This window comes from Flavobacterium olei (genome assembly GCF_039749035.1).
GTDB lineage: Bacteria > Bacteroidota > Bacteroidia > Flavobacteriales > Flavobacteriaceae > Flavobacterium > Flavobacterium olei.
Genome location: NZ_JBDKWC010000007.1, coordinates 312,393 through 330,875, shown reverse-complemented (window position 1 = coordinate 330,875; position 18,483 = coordinate 312,393). Strand labels below are relative to the sequence as shown.

Sequence of the window (18,483 nt, the reverse complement as noted above, 5' to 3'; positions counted from 1 at the left end):
TTTAGGTTATTTTTTGACTGTGTGAGCTAATAAAACAGCACGTACGCTTTTATGTTGATGCAATAAATCCTGAGCCAGATCATGTTCAATTTCCAGTTCTTCCATGATCATTTTGATGGCGCGTTTTACTAATTTTTCGTTAGACAGCTGCATATCAACCATTTTGTTGCCTTTTACTTTTCCTAGCTTGATCATTACCGATGTTGAAATCATATTCAGGGTCAGTTTTTGCGCTGTTCCGGCTTTCATTCTCGTGCTTCCGGTAAGAAATTCAGGTCCAACGATCACTTCAATAGGATAATCTGCTTCCTGAGCGATTAATCCGTTGCTGATGCAGGAAATGCTTCCCGTTTTAATATTATGTTCTTTTGCTTTTTTCAAAGCGCCTAAAACATAAGGAGTGTTTCCTGAAGCAGCGATTCCGATAATGAAATCTAAACTCGAAATTTCAAATTTAGCTAAATCTTTCCATGCTTGTTCCGTATCGTCTTCTGCATTTTCAACTGCTTTGCGGATTGCTGTATCACCGCCGGCAATAATTCCGATAATCATGTCATGAGGAACCCCAAAAGTAGGCGGGCATTCAGAAGCATCCAAAATTCCGATACGCCCCGAAGTTCCGGCTCCGATGTAGAATAAACGTCCGCCCAATTGCATTTTTTTTACAATGGCTTTTACCAGTTTTTCAATTTTCGGAATTTGTTCTTCTATAATATGCGGTACTTTTTTATCTTCTGTATTAATGCTGGTTAGCAGCTCTTTCACGGTCATTTGGTCCAAGTCTTTGTACAAAGATTCTTGTTCTGTTTCAGGATTTTTATTATTCATCTTTCTTTTTTTTTGATTTGTAAATGGTAAATATTGGGATATTACAATTTTGATATTTTTTTGGTTGGATGTTTTTTTTTAACACATAGAGACATAGTTTTTAGAACGTGGAAAAAGGCATTTCATTTGCATTAATGCACAGAACAGTTGCCGGCTTCTTCGGCAAAGCTTTGTCAAAGTTTTAAACTTTGACAAAGCTGAAAACGTTCAGCTATGGTTAAACAAATAAATCTGCTTTATTTCAAACAGCTTATACAAGACAGAATTTAATAAATCAGATACTGTTTTCTCATTGCTTTAAAAGTTTCTAAATCTTTTTTCCAGCTTTCGCGGATTTCTTTTTCAGAAACTCCCGATTCAATTTGCTGTTGTAGCTTTTTAGTTCCGGCCAGTTTGGTAAAAAAGCCATTAAAAAATTTCGTTTTATCGCTGGTATTTTGATAGGCTTTAATGAGCCATTTAATTTCTAATTGTTTGAGTTTCGGATAAGCAGTTAAATCTTCGCCAAAACATTCTCTTCCGTTATAAACTGGATCTTTTGCACCAAAATTAGGTTTAGGAGTGAAACTGAAACCTGTCTTTTTCAAATAAGGTGAACCATAAATCTGAAATTGTTTTTCGGTTCCGCGCCCCATGCTAACATTTGTTCCTTCAAAAAAGCATAAACTCGCGTATAAGTTTATCGATTGGTCATTTGGTAAATTGGGTGAAGGTTTTACGGGTAAACTATAAGCCATTTCTCTTTTATAATCCGAACATGGAATTATAGTTAAATTGCATTTAATTCCGTCTTTCAGCCATTTTTCTCCATTTACCATTTGGGCGTATTCGCCAATTGTCATTCCGTGTAATAACGGAACGGGGTGCATGCCGACAAAACTGGTGAATTCCTTTTCTAATAAAGGTCCGTCCACAATACTTCCGTTTGGATTTGGCCTGTCAAAAACGATAAGCGGAATATTATTTTCTGCACAGGCTTCCATTACATAATGCAGTGAAGAAATATAGGTGTAAAAACGTGCACCGACATCCTGAAGATCAAAAATCATGACTTCTATATTGGCCAGTTGCGCCGCTTTAGGTTTTTTATTGTCTCCGTAAAGTGAAATAATCGGCAGTCCGGTTTTTGAGTCTTTTCCGTCTACGATATGTTCACCTGCATCTGCTGTTCCTCTAAAACCGTGTTCGGGAGCAAATATGGTCTGTAGTGCAATTTTTTTCTCCAGTAAAAAGTCTACCACATGGGTTTTATTGGATAAAATTCCGGTTTGATTGGTTACAATTCCAACTTTTTTATTCTTAAGTAATGGTAAGTATTTTTCATAATTATCAGCTCCTGTCTTAATAGCCGAAACTGTTGTTTCTGAAGTCTCATGGCTTATAATGTTTTCATTTGCATACGAATAAGTACAAATTAAAGAACTTAAACAAAAAAGACTTTTAGCGATAAATTTTATCATTTTGAAATACTTTAGTAGTTAGAACACAAATAAAAACTACATAAAATTAGATTATTATTTGATTACTATCTGATGTTTTTTGATTGTGATGAAGTGGAGTAGTGTAGAAAAATATTTTTTTCTATTCGGAGTAAGTAATATTTTAAACTACCTCTGAAAATTATTTTACAGAGGCAGCTTAAAATTAGGATGGTAATTTGTTATTAGAATTACCAGCCCGGGTTTTGTTTTAACTCTACACCCTGAGCTTTGTACAAATCAATATCGTTTGTCGGGATATTCATTAAGTAATGTTTTGGCTCAAAATTTCTTGCGCTGGCAGGATAGATTTTTACATATCCATTACCATCAACCACAGTTTGAGAACCTACAGGAGTTCCAATTCTGGCTCCAAGATTTACATCAGGGTTTTTATTTGTATCCAGATAATCTCCTTTTTTCCAACGGTAGATATCTGCCTGTCTTAATGTGGTCCAGCTCATAAATTCAATCTGACGTTCACGTCGAACTTCCCAAATTAACGGATTTACAACTCCTGAAATTGCCTCTAAAGAAGAAGTTCTTCTGGGATCATTAATTTGAACACCTCCCGCAGAGGCATTGGTTCCGTCTGTTGTCAGAGGCGCAATTCCGGCACGTGCACGTACTTTATTAATAGATAAATCAAGATCGCTGTTTGTTGCAGTACCCAATTCTGCACAGGCTTCAGCATAATTTAAATATACTTCACTTAATGTAAAAATAGGTGCATCGGTATAATTTCTTCCCCCGGTTGTAACATCCGGACCTGTTGTTGCAGGGTTGTTGTACAATTCAAAAATATATCCGGACATAGAGACTAAAGCTGCAGTACCGTAAGGTTTTCCTTTGTAACCATAGTTTGCCGGATTTACAGTTTTTGCAAAACGGGGATCTCTGTTAGCAAAAGTTTTTGCAGGAGTGTCATCACCAGTAAATTGGCTGTTTCCAGGCTGCTGAATTGGCAATCCGTTTGTAGTAACATAACTGTCTGCTGCCCATTTTGTTAATCCGTACTGAATCGTTGAGGTATTAGTATAGTTTTGAAGTGAATGCATCAACACGTTTGTTAAGTAACGTTTTGCCAATATCACTTCGGTATTTCCTAATAATTCAACCGAATTGTAAAGTGATTTCCAATCTGCGTTTAATTTATAAGCAGGATTGTTCATAACAGCCAAAGAAGCGGTTTTAGCTTTGTTTAAATAGGCACTTCCATCTTGTCCTAAATGATATTTTCGGTACGTTCCTTCGTATATACAAACGTTACTCAAAGCAGCATACGCTGTATATTTGTTTACAGTTACGTTTTTATCATCTGCAACAAGCATTAAATTCGCTGCCTCTTCTAAATCTGCGATCGCTTTATCGATAACCTGTGCTCTTGGCAATGCAGGAGCGTATACTTCGGCATCATTCTGAGCTAAAAATTTGTCATTATAGGGAACATCACCCAATTTTTGTGCTAAACGGAAATAAGTATACCCTCTGAAAAATTTTGCAACTCCCATGTAATGGTTCTTTTTCTCTTGTGGCATGCTTACAGTGGGTACTTTTTCCAGCATTAAGTTGCAACGACGAATGAGCGTATAGTACTCATTCCATGAATATACATTTGTCGTAGCAGCCGTTATGGGCATTTGGTAAAAGGTAAAGGCAGCAAGGTTGTCGTCTACCTTGTAATCAGAACCATGGTAATAGAAAGAAGACAATCCGATTGTAGTACCGTTTCCGTAACCATAAAAGGTATCATAGTTAAGCCAGGAGAATGTTTTTACATTGTCTTCTGTCTGCCAGAAGTTATCATTGGTAAATTTGTCAGCCGGATCATCTGTCAGGTAATCAGAACAACTAACAGCATTCATTCCTACTAAAGCTACAGCAAACAACTGCAGGAACTTAGATTTTATAATTGATTTTTTCATTTTAAAAGTTTTGAATTGTTAGTATTAGAAAGATAAATCAACTCCAACAGACCATGTTTTGGTATAAGGATAAGCTCTTCCCCAGAAAACTTCTGCTTCGTCAATTTCAGGATCTACAGGAAGACGTTTGTCTTTCCAGGTCAATAAATTTTCTCCCGAAGTATATAATCTTACTTTTTCTAATCCTGCTTTTTTTACAATGTTGGTTGGTAAATTATATCCAAGAGTAAAGTTTTTTAGACGGAAATAAGACATGTCTAATAAATATCGTGTTGATGTAACAAAGTTATTCTGACCAGTAGTTCCTGAACCCAAGGTATTTGCTTCGTTACCATAATATGGATTTGGCCAGTAAGCACCGGTATTTTTGGGAGTCCAGTAATCTGACTGGTTCTCATACATTTGCTGAGGTGCGCGGTAGAAAGGTAAAACAGCATCAGAAGAAGCCCAGTAATCGCGTTTTCCTACCCCTTGAAAGAAAGCTGAAATATCGAATCCGTGTAGTTTACCACCTAATGTAATTCCGTATTTATAACGTGGCGTTGAATTTCCAATTTTACGCAAATCTCCATGATCATCTGCGGTCCCGGCTCCACGGGTTATTGCTCCGTCTCCGTCTAAATCAACATAATGTACATCACCCGCGCCATATTTAAAGTTACCACCCATGGTTTTAGAGTAATCTACACCATTAACTGTTTTACCATTATTGGTAATAACGTCGTCTGCCTGTAGTAATCTGTCGCTGGTTAAACCCCAGATCTGCCCAATTTCAAACCCATCATAGTAAGGAGAATTGGTAGTGGTTACAACATTTAATAATTTAGATGTATTATTCCATTTTGTAATTACTGATTTATAATCAGACAAAGCAAGATCTACGAATACGGAAGCATTTTTGCCTAAATTTTTATTGAAATTTAAAGCTAATTCCCATCCCCTTGTTCTCATATTTCCTGAGTTAGTCTGAGCACCATTCTGTCCAAACGATCCCGGAAGTGTTATACCCGGAGCCAGCATTCCTTTAGTATCGCGCTGGTACCAATCAAAAGAAGCACCCAGCATGTCGAATATTCTGATATCAATACCAACATCTTTAGTATATACTTTCTCCCAGGTTAAGGAAGGATCGACATTTGTTGGTAAACCACTAGAAGGAGGTAAGGTAGTGCCACTATTAATCCATGAAGGGTTCGTGGCATTCAGGATAGACAAGAAAGCATTATTTCCGACGTTTTGATTTCCTATAGAACCAATAGAAGCACGAAGTTTAAGATCGCTCAACCAGTCACGTGTTCCTTCCATGAATTTCTCATTAGAAATTTTATATCCTACAGAGGCAGAAGGGAAGAATCCCCATTGTTCGCTGGTTGGAAATTTGGAAGAACCATCATAACGTCCGTTTAATTCTAACAGATAAATTCCGTTATAGTCATAATTTACGCGGGCAAAGAAACCTGCAATAGAATAAGTAGTCTCAGCCGGATTTAATGAAGTATTTACTGATCCTGAAACAAATTGTTCACCCACCGCAAGATTAAATTCCGGTTTAGATTTGTCTAATAACGTATTTCTTCTTGCGTAATTACGGGAGAAATCCTGCCATTCTGAGTTAAAACCACCTAAGAATTTGAAGTTGTGGTTTCCTAATTGTTTCTTATAATTACCATAGATGTTTACCACATTGGTAGTAGATTCAGCTTTTGATTGTGCAACGTAATCATTTCCTGCTTCCAGAGTTGCCGGAGTTGCAGTTTGAATCGTAGTAGCGTCATAAGGCATTGCAGACCAGCTGTCCCAAGCCAAAAATTTACCACCATTTTGTTTTCTGTTATAAAAGTCATTTACACTGCTTACTTCAGCTATTAAGTTAAGATCTTTTGTAATATCTGCAGTAAATCTGGCACTTAATCGCGTATTTCTTCTGTTGTTTTCGTTTCTTGAAGCATTAGACAAATATCCTCCGGCAGTACGGAAATTATATCCTCGGTATGTTCCGAAGTTTGGGAAGTATTGTCCCCAGCGAAGCGCATATCCAAAATATCCTCCGTAAGAGGTATCATCAGTTCCCGAACCTCCGTAGTAATTGAATGGCTGGTCGTACTGACTGTTAATAGTCATTACTTTGAAATCTCCTGTAAGCCAATCCGCCAGTTTTGTCGTAAATCCTAAATTAATATTGATTCTTTGTCTTTTTTCCTGATTTACGCGTAACATACCATCCTGATTTGTAAGTCCGAAAGAAGCAAAGAAAGAACTTTTTTCTCCCAGATTTCCTTGTGCAGAAAGGTTGTGAGTTGTCTGTACTGCATTACTTGCGTACAATTCTTTATTCGCATCCCAAACTCTGTAAAAATAAGGAGTACCATTTTTAATTTCCCAATCTTCCCCATAAACCATTTCGCGACTGGTACGATTGTTAGCGTATTTTTCTTTCCAGTTTTTAATTCCGTCCAGTAAAGTATTGTAATTCATACCAAAAACTTCCGGTACAGAACCGTCAGTTCTGGTTCCCGCGGCAATTAGGCCAGGAATTTCATCCGTTGGATCTAAAAATTTCAAGGTAGAAATCGGATTTGTAAAGGCTGTATTGGCACTATAAGAGAATCTTACCTGTCCTTCTCCTGTTTTTCCACCTTTAGTGGTAATCAAAACAACACCAAATGCTGCACGCGCACCATAAATAGAAGCCGAAGCCGCATCTTTAAGTACCGACATCGTAGCAATGTCATTTGGGTTGATAAGGGATAAGTCTGTGGGAACACCATCAACTAATATTAATGGAGCATCGGAACCATTGATAGTCCCTGCACCACGAATATTAATACTGGCGGCACGGTTGATATTTCCAGAGTTAAAAGCCACGTTTACACCAGGAGTGGTTCCCTGTAAGGCTTTACTAACATCTGTTAATGGTCTGCTTCCAATTGTTTTGGCAACATCTATATTAGCTACAGCACCCGTTAAGTTGGTTTTTTTCTGAGAAGAGAATCCCACAATAACCACTTCGTCCAGTTTTGAAGTGCTTTCTGCAAGATCGACATTGATTTTTTGTTGGGCATCTACTTTTACGATAGTAGTTTCAAATCCCATATAACTAAAAGCCAGGCTTCGTCCCGGAGCAACACTAATAGTGTAGTTTCCATCAAAATCGGTGGTTGTACCGTTTGAAGTTCCCTGAATTAGGACACTAACTCCGGGAAGGGGAAAACCATCTGTTTTGTTTTTTACGGTTCCGGTAATTGTCTTTGTTTGTCCAAAGGTTGATTGAATGAACAAAACCAACAATGAAATAAGGAGTAATTTTTTCATGATTATTTGGTTTTTTTAAATGGTTGTTAAGCAAATATATTTATTTATTGCATACAAATGCGACTTTTGTCGTGTTTTTTTAATTTTTAACTTAAATAATGCAAAATAACGCAAATTTACTTATTATTTTATGTAGAAAATCTATTTGTAAGAATTGATATTGCCAACAGTTGCGGTTATTGATATAATGGATAATATTTAATTGAATTATTTGATATATTTGCTCTGAATTTTAAATCTTTAAAAAAAATGCTGAAAGCCGAGAGACATAAATTTATAATGACTAAATTATATGAAGACCAAAAAGTTGTTACAACAGATTTAGCATTGGCTCTCGATTTGTCAGAAGATACTATCAGAAGGGATTTGAATGAATTAGACAGTAAAAAGCTGCTGGAGAAGGTATATGGCGGGGCTGTAAAATTTGTGGAAAAATCTGCAGATGTGTTTCAGATTCCGATTAATCAGGAAGAAGAAAAGAAAAAAATTGTATCAAAAGCCTTATCCTTACTTCATGACGACCAGGTAATTATAATGAGTGGCGGAAGTACAAATCTCGTTTTTGCAAAGCTTATTCCTTCCGATTTAAAAGCTACTATATATACGTACAGTTTACCAATAGCCATGCAATTGTCCCAACATCCCAATATTGATTTAATTTTTATAGGTGGAAAAATGCAAAAAAATGCAATGGTAACTATTGGTATGGATGTTATTCAGGTTGTATCTAAAATTAAGGCTGATATTTGTTTTATTGGAGCAAGCAGCATTAGTATAAAACAAGGACTTACAGAAATTGGTTATGAAGTGTCTATAGTTAAAAAAGCAATGATTGAAGCTTCTGATAAAGTTGTTTCTATGTTTTCATCCAATAAATTAAATACCAAAATGCCTCACGCAGTGTGCGATCTTGGACAACTTGATACAATTGTTACCGAATTAGATCCGCAGGATGCAAGACTGGAAGAATATCGAAAAACAGGTGTTTTTGTTTTATAAAGACACTAATTCTGAAAACAGATTGCGTTTTTTTGCGTTTTTTAAATTTTATTTTGTTAAATAACGCAAAATAATGAAATGGCATGGTTTTTTGTTTATATTTGTTAAACCGAATAGTAACAACCAAACCAACCAATGTCCAATTTTCTTCCATTACAGCAATTATCAGAATCATTAGAAGGAGATTTACTTTATGATGAACTTCATAAAAAATTATATGCTACAGATGCATCTGCGTACCGGATTATTCCCGAAGCCGTAGCAATCCCAAAATCTGTAGAGGATATTATTAAGATAATTCGTTTTGCCTCAGAAAATAACATTTCTATTACTCCAAGAACTGCAGGAACTTCTCTGGCAGGTCAGACTGTTGGTAACGGTATAATTGTAGACGTTTCAAAACATTTTACCAAAATCGTTGCATTTGATCCGGAGAAAAAAACAGTAACCGTGCAACCGGGCGTTATTCGCGATGAACTCAATTTGTTTTTGCAGCCTCACGGTTTGTTTTTCGGCCCTAATACTTCAACAACCAACAGATGTATGATTGGCGGAATGGTGGGAAATAACTCTTCGGGAACCACCTCTATCCGCTACGGCGTAACCAGAGATAAGATCATCGAAATAAAAGCCGTTTTAAGCGATGGAAGCCTCGCTGTGTTTAAGGATCTTTCGTCAGAAGAATTTTTAGAAAAAACAAAAGGCGATTCTTTGGAGAGTAAAATTTATAAAACAATTTACGAAGAACTTTCTAATAAGGACAATCAGGAAGAGATTATAAGAGAATTTCCAAAACCCGAAATTCACCGTCGAAACACGGGTTATGCAATTGATGTTTTATTAAAATCGGAATTATTTTCGGGTACAGAATCTACCATAAATTTAGGAAAGCTGCTTTGCGGAAGTGAAGGAACACTCGCTTTTACCACAGAAATTACTTTAAAAGCAGACAATTTACCACCGAAAAATTCGGTGATGGTTGTGGCGCATTTTCATACCATTCAGGAAAGTTTAGAAGCGGTTGTAATCGCAATGCGTCATCATTTATACACTTGTGAAATGATGGACGACACTATTCTGGATTGTACCAAGACAAACCGGGAACAGGCTAAAAACAGATTTTTTATACAAGGTGAACCAAAAGCTGTAATTATGCTGGAAGTGGGTTCGTATATCAGTATGGAAGATGCGGAGATACAGGCCGACGCTTTGGTTAAAGATTTGCAGGAAAATAATTTCGGTTATGCCTTACCAAAGATTTATGGAGATGATATTGCCAAGGTAAACGAAGTCCGAAGAGCGGGATTGGGGCTTTTAGGAAGTATTGTCGGGGATGATAAAGCGGCCGATTCAATTGAAGACACTGCCGTAGAATTGAGCGACCTTCCTAATTTTATAGCCGATTTTGCCGCTATGATGGCCAGTCACGGACAAAGTGCGATTTACTACGCGCACGCAGGAGCAGGAGAATTGCATTTGCGCCCCGTATTGAATTTAAAAACAAAAGAAGGATTACACCAGTTTAGAAATATCGCTACAGAAGTGGCCGTTTTAGTTAAAAAATACCGGGGTTCATTAAGTGGTGAACACGGCGACGGAATAGTCCGTGGTGAATTTTTACCTTTTATGATTGGTGAAAAAAACTATAATTTATTAAAAAGAATAAAAGCTGCTTTTGATCCGCAGACTACTTTAAATGCGGGGAAAATTGTTAACGCTTATAAAATGGATGAAAATCTCCGGGTGGAAGCAGGAAGGATCGAACCGGATATTAAAACAATCCAGGATTTCTCTGATAGTCTGGGAGTTTTGCGTGCAGCAGAAAAATGCAACGGTTCTGGAGATTGCAGAAGGTTACCATCGGCCGGAGGAACTTTATGTCCCAGTTATCGGGCAACACGCGACGAAAAAGATACCACACGTGCGAGGGCTAATGCATTGAGAGAATATTTGACGCATTCTGAGAAAGAAAACAAATTTGATCACGAAGAACTTTACAAAGTATTTGAGTTGTGTGTAAGCTGTAAAGCCTGCGCCAGCGAGTGTCCGAGTAATGTCGATATTGCAACTTTAAAATCAGAATTTTTATATCAGTATCAAAAAGCAAATGGATTTTCTGTCCGTAACAAAATATTTGCTTTTAATAACAAGGTTAATAAAGTCGGCAGTATTACGCCTGCAGTAACAAATTTTACAGCAAATCTTCCCTTCGTAAAAAAAATGATGGGAATTGCACCTCAAAGACAAGTGCCATTATTAGCGAAAACTACCTTTAGAAAATGGTATAAAAAAAATAGAAAAAGCGCGGACAATAATTCTTTTAAGAATGGAAAATTGTATCTTTTCTGTGATGAATTTACGAATTATTACGACGTGAATGTGGGAATAGATGCTTACGAATTATTAACGGCATTAGGTTATGAAGTGTTAGTAACCGAACATGAAGAAAGTGGAAGGGCTTTTATATCGAAAGGATTTCTGGAGGAAGCGCAACAGGCTACAAATAAAAATATCAGTATATTTAAGAATCTTATTTCTGACGACATACCTTTAATCGGATTGGAACCATCAGCAATATTGACTTTTAGGGATGAATATATCCGTCTGGCGGAAGATAAAAAGAGTGCCGAAAAAATAGCAAAAAATACTTTTACAGTTGAGGAATTCTTTAAAAGAGAAATAGCAAAAGAAAAAATTCATTCCGGTCAATTTTCAAATGAAGCAAAAAGCATAAAAATTCACGGGCATTGTCATCAGAAATCACTGAGTAGTGTCGAAGCATCATTTGCAATGCTTAATTTGCCAAAGAATAATTTGGTAAGTATTTACAATTCAGGTTGCTGTGGTATGGCTGGCTCATTTGGATATGAAAAAGAGCATTATGATATTAGTATGAAAATGGGAGAGGACACTTTATTTCCCAAAATCAGAAAAACAGAATCTTCCACCGAAATTGCCGCTGCCGGAACTAGTTGCCGCCATCAGATTTTTGACGGTACCAGCAGAAAAGCGCAGCATCCGGTGAGTATTTTAAGAGCATGTTTGAAATAAGTACTGAAACAAAAAAGCAACAATAAAATGAAGAAAGCAATCTATTTATTATTTTTTCTAGCAACATTATTTTCTGCAAAAGCGGCACAGGTTGATACTGTTCAGGTTTTTAGCGCTTCGATGAAAAAAAACATCAAAACATGTGTAATGCTTCCGGACAGTTATAAAAAAAGCAGTAAAAAATTTCCGGTAGTATATCTTCTTCATGGTTATAGCGGTAATTATGCGTCCTGGGCCAAAGATTTTAAAGAATTAAAAAAACAGGTCGATCTGTATGATTTTATTGTTATCGGCGTAGACGGAAATTATTCCAGCTGGTATTTTGACAGCCCAATTGATCCGACGTATAAATACGAAACCTATGTTACGGCAGAACTGGTTCCGTACATCGATAAAAATTATAAAACAATTACAAGTTGTGATGGCCGCGCTATTTCGGGCCTGAGCATGGGCGGACACGGTGCTTTGTATCTGTCTATAAAACATCAGGATATTTTTGGCGCAGCAGGAAGTATGAGCGGTGGTGTCGATTTTCGTCCGTTTCCTGATAATTGGGATATCAAAAAACGTCTCGGCACCATAACCGAATTTCCTGAAAACTGGGACAAAAATACGGTAGTCAATATGCTTGATTTATTGCCCAATAATAGTTTAAAAATGATTATTGATTGTGGTGTGGATGACTTTTTTATGAATGTAAACAGAGATCTGCACGCAAAAATGCTGACCAGGAAAATAAATCACGATTACATCGAACGTCCCGGAGAACATAATCTTAGCTATTGGGAAAATGCACTAAACTTCCAGCTTTTGTTTTTTAGTAATTTTTTCAGTCAAAAAGCAAAAATATAAAAAGATATGTAGTGCTAATTACCACACAAGTTAGCTTTACATTATTTTGGTTGGTTATCCTAACAGGTTTTCTAAAGCCTGTTAGGTCTTTTTTACACGCCATTTTTTAGAAATAAATGAAATGAGCCTGCCTAATTTCATTTAAAAATCTATTTACAAAAAATACAATATCTATGAAATATTTCTATTTAAAAATATTAACGCTTTTTTTTATTGCAACTGGTTTTTCTCAAAATAATGAAAAATCAACCGTAATAAAATTTGTTCAACTCACTGATTTGCATGTTTCTGTCGGGAATGAAAATGATTTTTTACTTCAAGACATTGTAAAAGAGATCAATAATTCAGATTTCGAGTTTGTTGTCGTTACCGGAGATCTGACTAATCGCGGTGCAGATGATGAGTTGAAACAAGTGCATTCGATACTATCAAACCTAAAAAAGCCTTATTATGTAATTTCAGGAAATCATGAAACAAACTGGAGCGAAAGTGCCGGTCTGACGTACAAAAAAATATGGGGAAGTGACCGTTTTGTTTTCTCAAAGGGAGACTATATTTTCATCGGTTTTCCTTGTGGTCCTTATATGAAAATGGGCGACGGATTTGTAAAACATGAAGATGTGCTTTGGCTGGATAAAACCTTAAAAGACAGTTTAAAAAACAGTCACAAAAAAGTTCTTAATTTTGCTCATTATCCATTAGACAATAGCGTAAGCAATTATAAAGAAGTACTTTCTGTTCTGGAGAAATATCCAACGGTGGCGAGTTTCTGCGGTCATGGACATACTTTAAAGAAATACGACTTTTCAGGTTTAAGTGGCATAATGGGAGCTTCTATTACTTCGCGTGACGGAAAAACAAAAAGTTACAATCAGGTAATTGTGAGCAATGACAGTATCAGAATTTATCAGAAAGAACTCGATAAACCTGGTGTTTTCAGATTTTCAGTTTCTTCTAATCCATCTAAAATTGAAATTCCTAAAGAAAATTCAAATACTCCATTTCCGGTTTTTATAAAAGATGTCGCGTCTCTTTACAGCGTTCCTGCGTTTGATAAAAAGAATCTTTATTTCACCAATTCGCTTGGCGAAATACAGTCTGTTGCTTTAAAAAACAAAACTGCCAACTGGAAAATCGAGACAGGAAATGCGCTTTATTTTTCTCCTGTTGTTGTTAAAAACAATCTGATTGCAGGTACAATTGAAGGCACTATTTTAGGATTTGACACCCAATCTGGAAAGCAAAAATGGAGTACTGCCGTTGGAGGTGTAGCTGTGGGTTCGCCAATTGTAGAAAATAATAAAGTGTATACAGAGAGTTCTGCTGCATTTGTTTGCATCGATGCGGCTACCGGAAAATTACTTTGGGAAAATAAACTGCCTAAATCGTATTCTCAGGGAACACCGCTTATTCAGGGTGATAAAATAATTTTCGGTGTATGGGACAGTTATGTTTATTGTCTGGATAAAAAAACAGGAGAGCTAATCTGGCAGTGGAATAACGGTAATGAAAAACAAATTTTATATTCTCCGGGAAATGTTAATGTGGCGGCTTCTCAAAAAAGATTGTATCTGGTTTCTCCTGAAAGGTTTCTGACCATTTTGGACATTGAAACTGGGAAAACGCTTTTAAGAACATCAAAATGGAAAGTAAGAGAATCGATGGGAACAAGCGATGACGGAAAATGGTTTTATGCCAAAACAATGAATGGCGAACTCTTGAGGCTCCCTTTATCTGATGATTTAGAATTAACCGAAGAAAATTTAATTAGTCAGAGTAAAGTTTTGGATCTGAAAATTGATTACGATCATAATCCTGCTCCGATTTTACAAAAAAACAATAAAATTTATATAGGAAGCCGAAAAGGAGAAGTAATCATTGTTGATGCTGCAAAATTTGAAATAATCAAGCAGCTTGTTTTAGGAACTTCAAGCGTAAACGGATTTTCTATTGACACAAATGGACAAGTATGGACTTCTCTGATTGAAGGCGGAATTTACAAATTAAACTAACTTTTTACGATATTAACTAATCAAAACAATATGAAAAGTATAAAAATTTTATTACTTCTGTTGCTGTTTCATAACCAGATGTTCAGTCAGCATTCTCCAAAAAGAGAAATGAGGGCCGCATGGATTTCAACCGTAGAAAATATCGACTGGCCATCAAAACCCGGATTGTCAGATAAAGAAATGAAAACCGAAATGATTGCCATTCTCGACAATCTTCGTTCTAACAATCTGAACACGGTTGTTTTTCAGATTCGTCCAACGGCGGATGCTTATTACAAATCGACAAAAGAGCCTGCTTCGCACTGGATCACTGGGACGCAGGGAGTTGCGCCGGGATTTGATCCTTTGCAGTTAATGATAGATGAAGCCGGAAAAAGAGGAATGAATGTGCATGTGTGGCTTAATCCGTACCGGGTACAAAAAGATACTGTTAGAGATGTTCTGGCAAAATCACATTTGTTTTTTAAAAAGCCAAAGTTGTTTGTGACCTACGGAAAAAGCCGGTATTTTAATCCCGGATATCAGAAAACCAGAGATTTTGTATCTTCTGTAGTGGGAGAAATTGTTCGCAATTATGATATTCAGGCCATCCACATGGACGATTATTTTTATCCTTATAAAATTACCGGGCAGGAATTTCCCGATGAAGAAGCTTTCGCGAAAGAACCGCGTCAGTTTAAGGATAAAGACAATTGGAGAAGGGATAATGTCGATTTGATCATCAAACAGATACGCGATACTATAATCGCCAATAAACCGGAAGTAGAATTCGGAATTTCGCCGTTTGGAGTTTGGCGAAACAAAGCCAAAGATTTAGATGGATCTAATACTGTAGCGGGGCAAACCAATTATGACGATTTGTATGCCGATATTATAAAATGGCAAAAAGAGAACTGGATCGATTATGTAACACCACAATTGTACTGGCATATTGGATTTGACAGGGCTAATTTTGAAGTTTTGGCAAATTGGTGGGCAGCGCACAAATTTGGCGCAAATGTGTATGTTGGTCATGGAGATTATAAAATATCAAATACCGCAAAAGAACCGGAATGGAGAAGTCCCGATCAAATTGTAAAACAAATTGAAATGATTCGAAAAATGCCTTTAATCGACGGATCAATGCATTTTACGGCTTCTAATTTTCTGAAAAAAGGAGATACATTGAGAAAACCATTAATCGAAAAACAATATAAATACATTGCGCTGACACCCGAGGCCAACAGGATTACAAGAATAAGTCCGCAGACACCGACAAATGCTGTTGCTGTCCAAAAGGGAGACAGAGGAATTTTAAGCTGGAAAGCTGCCCTGAACGATAAAAAATACGTGATTTACAGATTTCCAAAAGGTAAAATTACCGATTTCTCGAGCGGAGAAAATATATATTATGTGACCACTTTAACAAAGTTAGAAGTACCAAATCCTGATTTCAATAAATATACGTACGCTATTTCGGCTTTAAGCCAAACCCAAACCGAAAGTTCTCCCGCAGAATTTTTGGTAAAATAAAATATAGTAATGAAAAAGTACATTTATTTATTTGCCATTTTCCTGAGTTCGTTTTCAGTTTTACAAGCGCAGAAACTCGATATTATTCCGAAACCTGTAAAAGTAAAACAGAAAGAAGGCGCTTTTGTAATTCCGTCGACAGTAAATATTATTGTGGATGAAAAAATTAAAAAAAGTGCAGATTATATAAAAAGCGGATTTTCAAAAAACACCCATACCAACCCGATTGTTTCTTTTGGAATTACAACCCAAAAGAACGCCATTTTATTTTTGGTTGATGAAAAATTAAATCTTCCCAATGAAGGTTACAAATTGAGTGTTACCAAAAAAGGTGTCATTATAAAAGGAAAAACTTCAAAAGGAGTTTTAAATGGTTACCAGACTTTATTGCAAATTTGTTCTGCGAAAGAAGTGAAAAAAGGCACAATCCCGTTTGTAAAAATAGAAGATTATCCACGTTTTGACTGGCGTGGTATGATGCTCGATTGTTCCCGACAATTTTTTGACAAACCAACTGTAAAAAATTACATTGACTGGCTGGCTGCTCATAAAATGAATATTTTTCATTGGCATCTTACCGATGATAACGGTTGGCGTGTAGAAATAAAAGCAATGCCGGATTTAACTGCAAAAGGAGCGTGGCGAGGACCAGGCGAAGTGTTACTGCCATCTTATGGTTCAGGAAATCAGCGATATGGAGGCTTTTATACGCAGGAAGATATTAAAGAAGTTGTCGATTATGCTCTCGAAAGAGGTATTTCTATCATGCCGGAAATTGAAATTCCCGGACATTCCCGCGCTGTAACGGCTGCATATCCTGAAGTGGGCTGCGTTACAGAGCAGGAAACCAAAAGTGTTCAGGGAGAAGTAAAAAATGTCTGGTGTGTGGGAAGAGAAGAGAATTACGAAATTTTAGATTTGATTATTAAAGAATTTGCCGGACTTTTTCCTTTCGAATATATTCACGTGGCCGGCGATGAGGTCAACCGCGCCAATTGGGAACATTGCCCAAAATGCAGAGCTTTGATGCAAAAAGAAGGGTTTACAGATACCTATCAGCTGCAGAATTATTTTTTTAGAAGGGTAGAAAAAATCGTAGCTAAGTATAATAAGAAAACCGGTGGCTGGAACGAAATTCTGAAAGGCGGCGAAATTAGTAAGAATACAGAAATCTTTGCGTGGCAGGGAATCTCATACGGAATCGAATCGGCAAAAAAAGGTTTTTCGACCATCATGATGCCGGGACAATATACGTATTACGATATGGCGCAGTCTGAAAACGAACGAGGCCATCGCTGGGCTGCTATTACAGATACGAAAAGAGCGTATTCTTTCGAGCCAATTCCCAATAATGATTTAACTCCAGACGAACAGAAAAGAATTAGAGGCGTGCAAGGCGCTTTGTGGAGTGAATATCTGGATCGTCCGGCAAGAATTATGGAATACCAGAGTTACCCGAGAATTTGCGCGCTTTCTGAAATTGGATGGTCTCAGAAAAAAGATAAAAACTGGGATGATTTTTACGCAAGATTGACCAACAGTCACCTGCAGCGTCTGGCGAATATGGGAATTGCGTTTAGAGATTTTCCGCCAACGGCAATTTATAAAAACGGAACCATCACAGTAACTGCTCCTTATGCGGGAGCAATTGTGCGCTATGATGCGCAGGGAAAGGAACCGACAAGACAATCGCCAATTTATACAAATCCGATTCAGACGAAGAATTACGAGCAATATCAGTTTCGAACTTTTTTTGATCAAAACTCGGCAAGTCCGTCAGTAAAAGTAGAAAAACTTCCTGTTGCGGTTTGGAATACTTCTAAAGCAGAATCCCTGACAATTTCTGAGAATATTTCGGAACATATTGATAAAAAAGGAATTTGGTATTTGACTTTTACACCCGAAAAAGACGAAGCTGCAAACGGAATGATTAAAGCTGTTTCTTTGTTTGAAAATGATAAACTGCTTCAGACTTATTCTGAAGAAAAAACGTTAAAATCTAAACCCCGTCTTCGATTTGTGATCGAAAATTATAACGAAAAAAATACGTATCGCCTGGAATTTGTGGTTGAAAATAAAGAAGTAAAAGAATCTTCCGCGAAAGCAAATTTCAATTGTTCCTCATATTTGGAGCCGGAAGTAAAAGTAACTTCTTCGATGGCAGAAAATCCTAAATTTCCAATTTCGAATTTAGAAGATTATAATATCGAAACGTATTTGAGAACCGATGTGGCGTGCAAAGACGGCGACTGGATTTTGTACACTTTTACAAATCCTGTAGTATCATCAAAAATTGAAGTTTTAACCGGAATTCCACATCATCCCAGATTTATTGTTAATGATGGTTATGTGGAATATTCGTTTAACGGAACTGATTTTGAAAAAGGGGAAATTTTCGATTACGGAAATGCCTCAATTTACCCGAAAAAAGCCGTAAAAGCCGTGAGAATTAAAATAACCGGAACCAATAATGAGCTTTTAATGGCAGCTCAGGATTTAAGAATTAATCCGTAA

Annotated in this window: 10 protein-coding genes; 6 read left to right on the top strand and 4 right to left on the bottom strand. The window is 36.8% G+C overall.

Annotated features, from left to right (window positions below; genetic code table 11):
• Positions 1–6: 6 nt before the first annotated feature.
• From murQ to ABEB31_RS19310, 4 genes are all read right to left on the bottom strand, one after another.
• A complete protein-coding gene (murQ, locus tag ABEB31_RS19325) occupies positions 7–828 on the bottom strand; it encodes an N-acetylmuramic acid 6-phosphate etherase (protein ID WP_347053303.1) in 822 nt (273 codons plus the stop codon).
• Positions 829–1,094: 266 nt separating this feature from the next.
• Positions 1,095–2,288, bottom strand: a complete 1,194-nt coding sequence (locus tag ABEB31_RS19320; RefSeq protein WP_347053302.1) for an exo-beta-N-acetylmuramidase NamZ family protein — start codon at positions 2,286–2,288, stop codon at positions 1,095–1,097.
• Between the two features lie 209 nt (positions 2,289–2,497).
• A complete protein-coding gene (locus ABEB31_RS19315; RefSeq protein WP_347053301.1) occupies positions 2,498–4,231 on the bottom strand; it encodes a RagB/SusD family nutrient uptake outer membrane protein in 1,734 nt (577 codons plus the stop codon).
• A 24-nt stretch (positions 4,232–4,255) separates the two neighbouring features.
• A complete protein-coding gene (locus ABEB31_RS19310; RefSeq protein ID WP_347053300.1) occupies positions 4,256–7,543 on the bottom strand; it encodes a SusC/RagA family TonB-linked outer membrane protein in 3,288 nt (1,095 codons plus the stop codon).
• 249 nt (positions 7,544–7,792) lie between these two features.
• Between ABEB31_RS19310 and ABEB31_RS19305 the strand changes: the two genes are divergently transcribed.
• The 6 genes from ABEB31_RS19305 (at position 7,793) to ABEB31_RS19280 (ending at position 18,483) form a co-directional block, all read left to right on the top strand.
• Positions 7,793–8,542, top strand: a complete 750-nt coding sequence (locus ABEB31_RS19305; protein ID WP_347053299.1) for a DeoR/GlpR family DNA-binding transcription regulator — start codon at positions 7,793–7,795, stop codon at positions 8,540–8,542.
• Between the two features lie 135 nt (positions 8,543–8,677).
• The gene (locus ABEB31_RS19300) at positions 8,678–11,593 is read left to right on the top strand and encodes an FAD-binding and (Fe-S)-binding domain-containing protein (protein WP_347053298.1); all 2,916 of its coding nucleotides are present in this window, start codon (positions 8,678–8,680) and stop codon (positions 11,591–11,593) included.
• Between the two features lie 27 nt (positions 11,594–11,620).
• Positions 11,621–12,445 (top strand): alpha/beta hydrolase, encoded by an 825-nt coding sequence (locus tag ABEB31_RS19295; RefSeq protein WP_347053297.1) that lies wholly within the window; start codon positions 11,621–11,623, stop codon positions 12,443–12,445.
• 173 nt (positions 12,446–12,618) lie between these two features.
• Positions 12,619–14,457 carry an outer membrane protein assembly factor BamB family protein gene (locus tag ABEB31_RS19290; protein ID WP_347053296.1) on the top strand — a complete coding sequence of 613 codons (1,839 nt, stop codon included), beginning with the start codon at positions 12,619–12,621 and terminating at the stop codon, positions 14,455–14,457.
• 30 nt (positions 14,458–14,487) lie between these two features.
• Positions 14,488–15,969, top strand: a complete 1,482-nt coding sequence (locus ABEB31_RS19285) for a glycoside hydrolase family 10-like protein (RefSeq protein WP_347053295.1) — start codon at positions 14,488–14,490, stop codon at positions 15,967–15,969.
• Between the two features lie 9 nt (positions 15,970–15,978).
• Positions 15,979–18,483 carry a beta-N-acetylhexosaminidase gene (locus ABEB31_RS19280; RefSeq protein WP_347053294.1) on the top strand — a complete coding sequence of 835 codons (2,505 nt, stop codon included), beginning with the start codon at positions 15,979–15,981 and terminating at the stop codon, positions 18,481–18,483.

What these genes read in the sequence shown, in the direction of transcription:
- ABEB31_RS19310 (WP_347053300.1), bottom strand. Translation starts at nt 7,543, where the DNA reads ATGAAAAAATTACTCCTTATTTCATTGTTGGTTTTGTTCATTCAATCA.
- ABEB31_RS19315 (WP_347053301.1), bottom strand. Translation starts at nt 4,231, where the DNA reads ATGAAAAAATCAATTATAAAATCTAAGTTCCTGCAGTTGTTTGCTGTA.
- ABEB31_RS19290 (WP_347053296.1), top strand. Translation starts at nt 12,619, where the DNA reads ATGAAATATTTCTATTTAAAAATATTAACGCTTTTTTTTATTGCAACT.
- ABEB31_RS19295 (WP_347053297.1), top strand. Translation starts at nt 11,621, where the DNA reads ATGAAGAAAGCAATCTATTTATTATTTTTTCTAGCAACATTATTTTCT.
- ABEB31_RS19285 (WP_347053295.1), top strand. Translation starts at nt 14,488, where the DNA reads ATGAAAAGTATAAAAATTTTATTACTTCTGTTGCTGTTTCATAACCAG.
- ABEB31_RS19280 (WP_347053294.1), top strand. Translation starts at nt 15,979, where the DNA reads ATGAAAAAGTACATTTATTTATTTGCCATTTTCCTGAGTTCGTTTTCA.
- murQ (WP_347053303.1), bottom strand. Translation starts at nt 828, where the DNA reads ATGAATAATAAAAATCCTGAAACAGAACAAGAATCTTTGTACAAAGAC.
- ABEB31_RS19320 (WP_347053302.1), bottom strand. Translation starts at nt 2,288, where the DNA reads ATGATAAAATTTATCGCTAAAAGTCTTTTTTGTTTAAGTTCTTTAATT.
- ABEB31_RS19300 (WP_347053298.1), top strand. Translation starts at nt 8,678, where the DNA reads ATGTCCAATTTTCTTCCATTACAGCAATTATCAGAATCATTAGAAGGA.
- ABEB31_RS19305 (WP_347053299.1), top strand. Translation starts at nt 7,793, where the DNA reads ATGCTGAAAGCCGAGAGACATAAATTTATAATGACTAAATTATATGAA.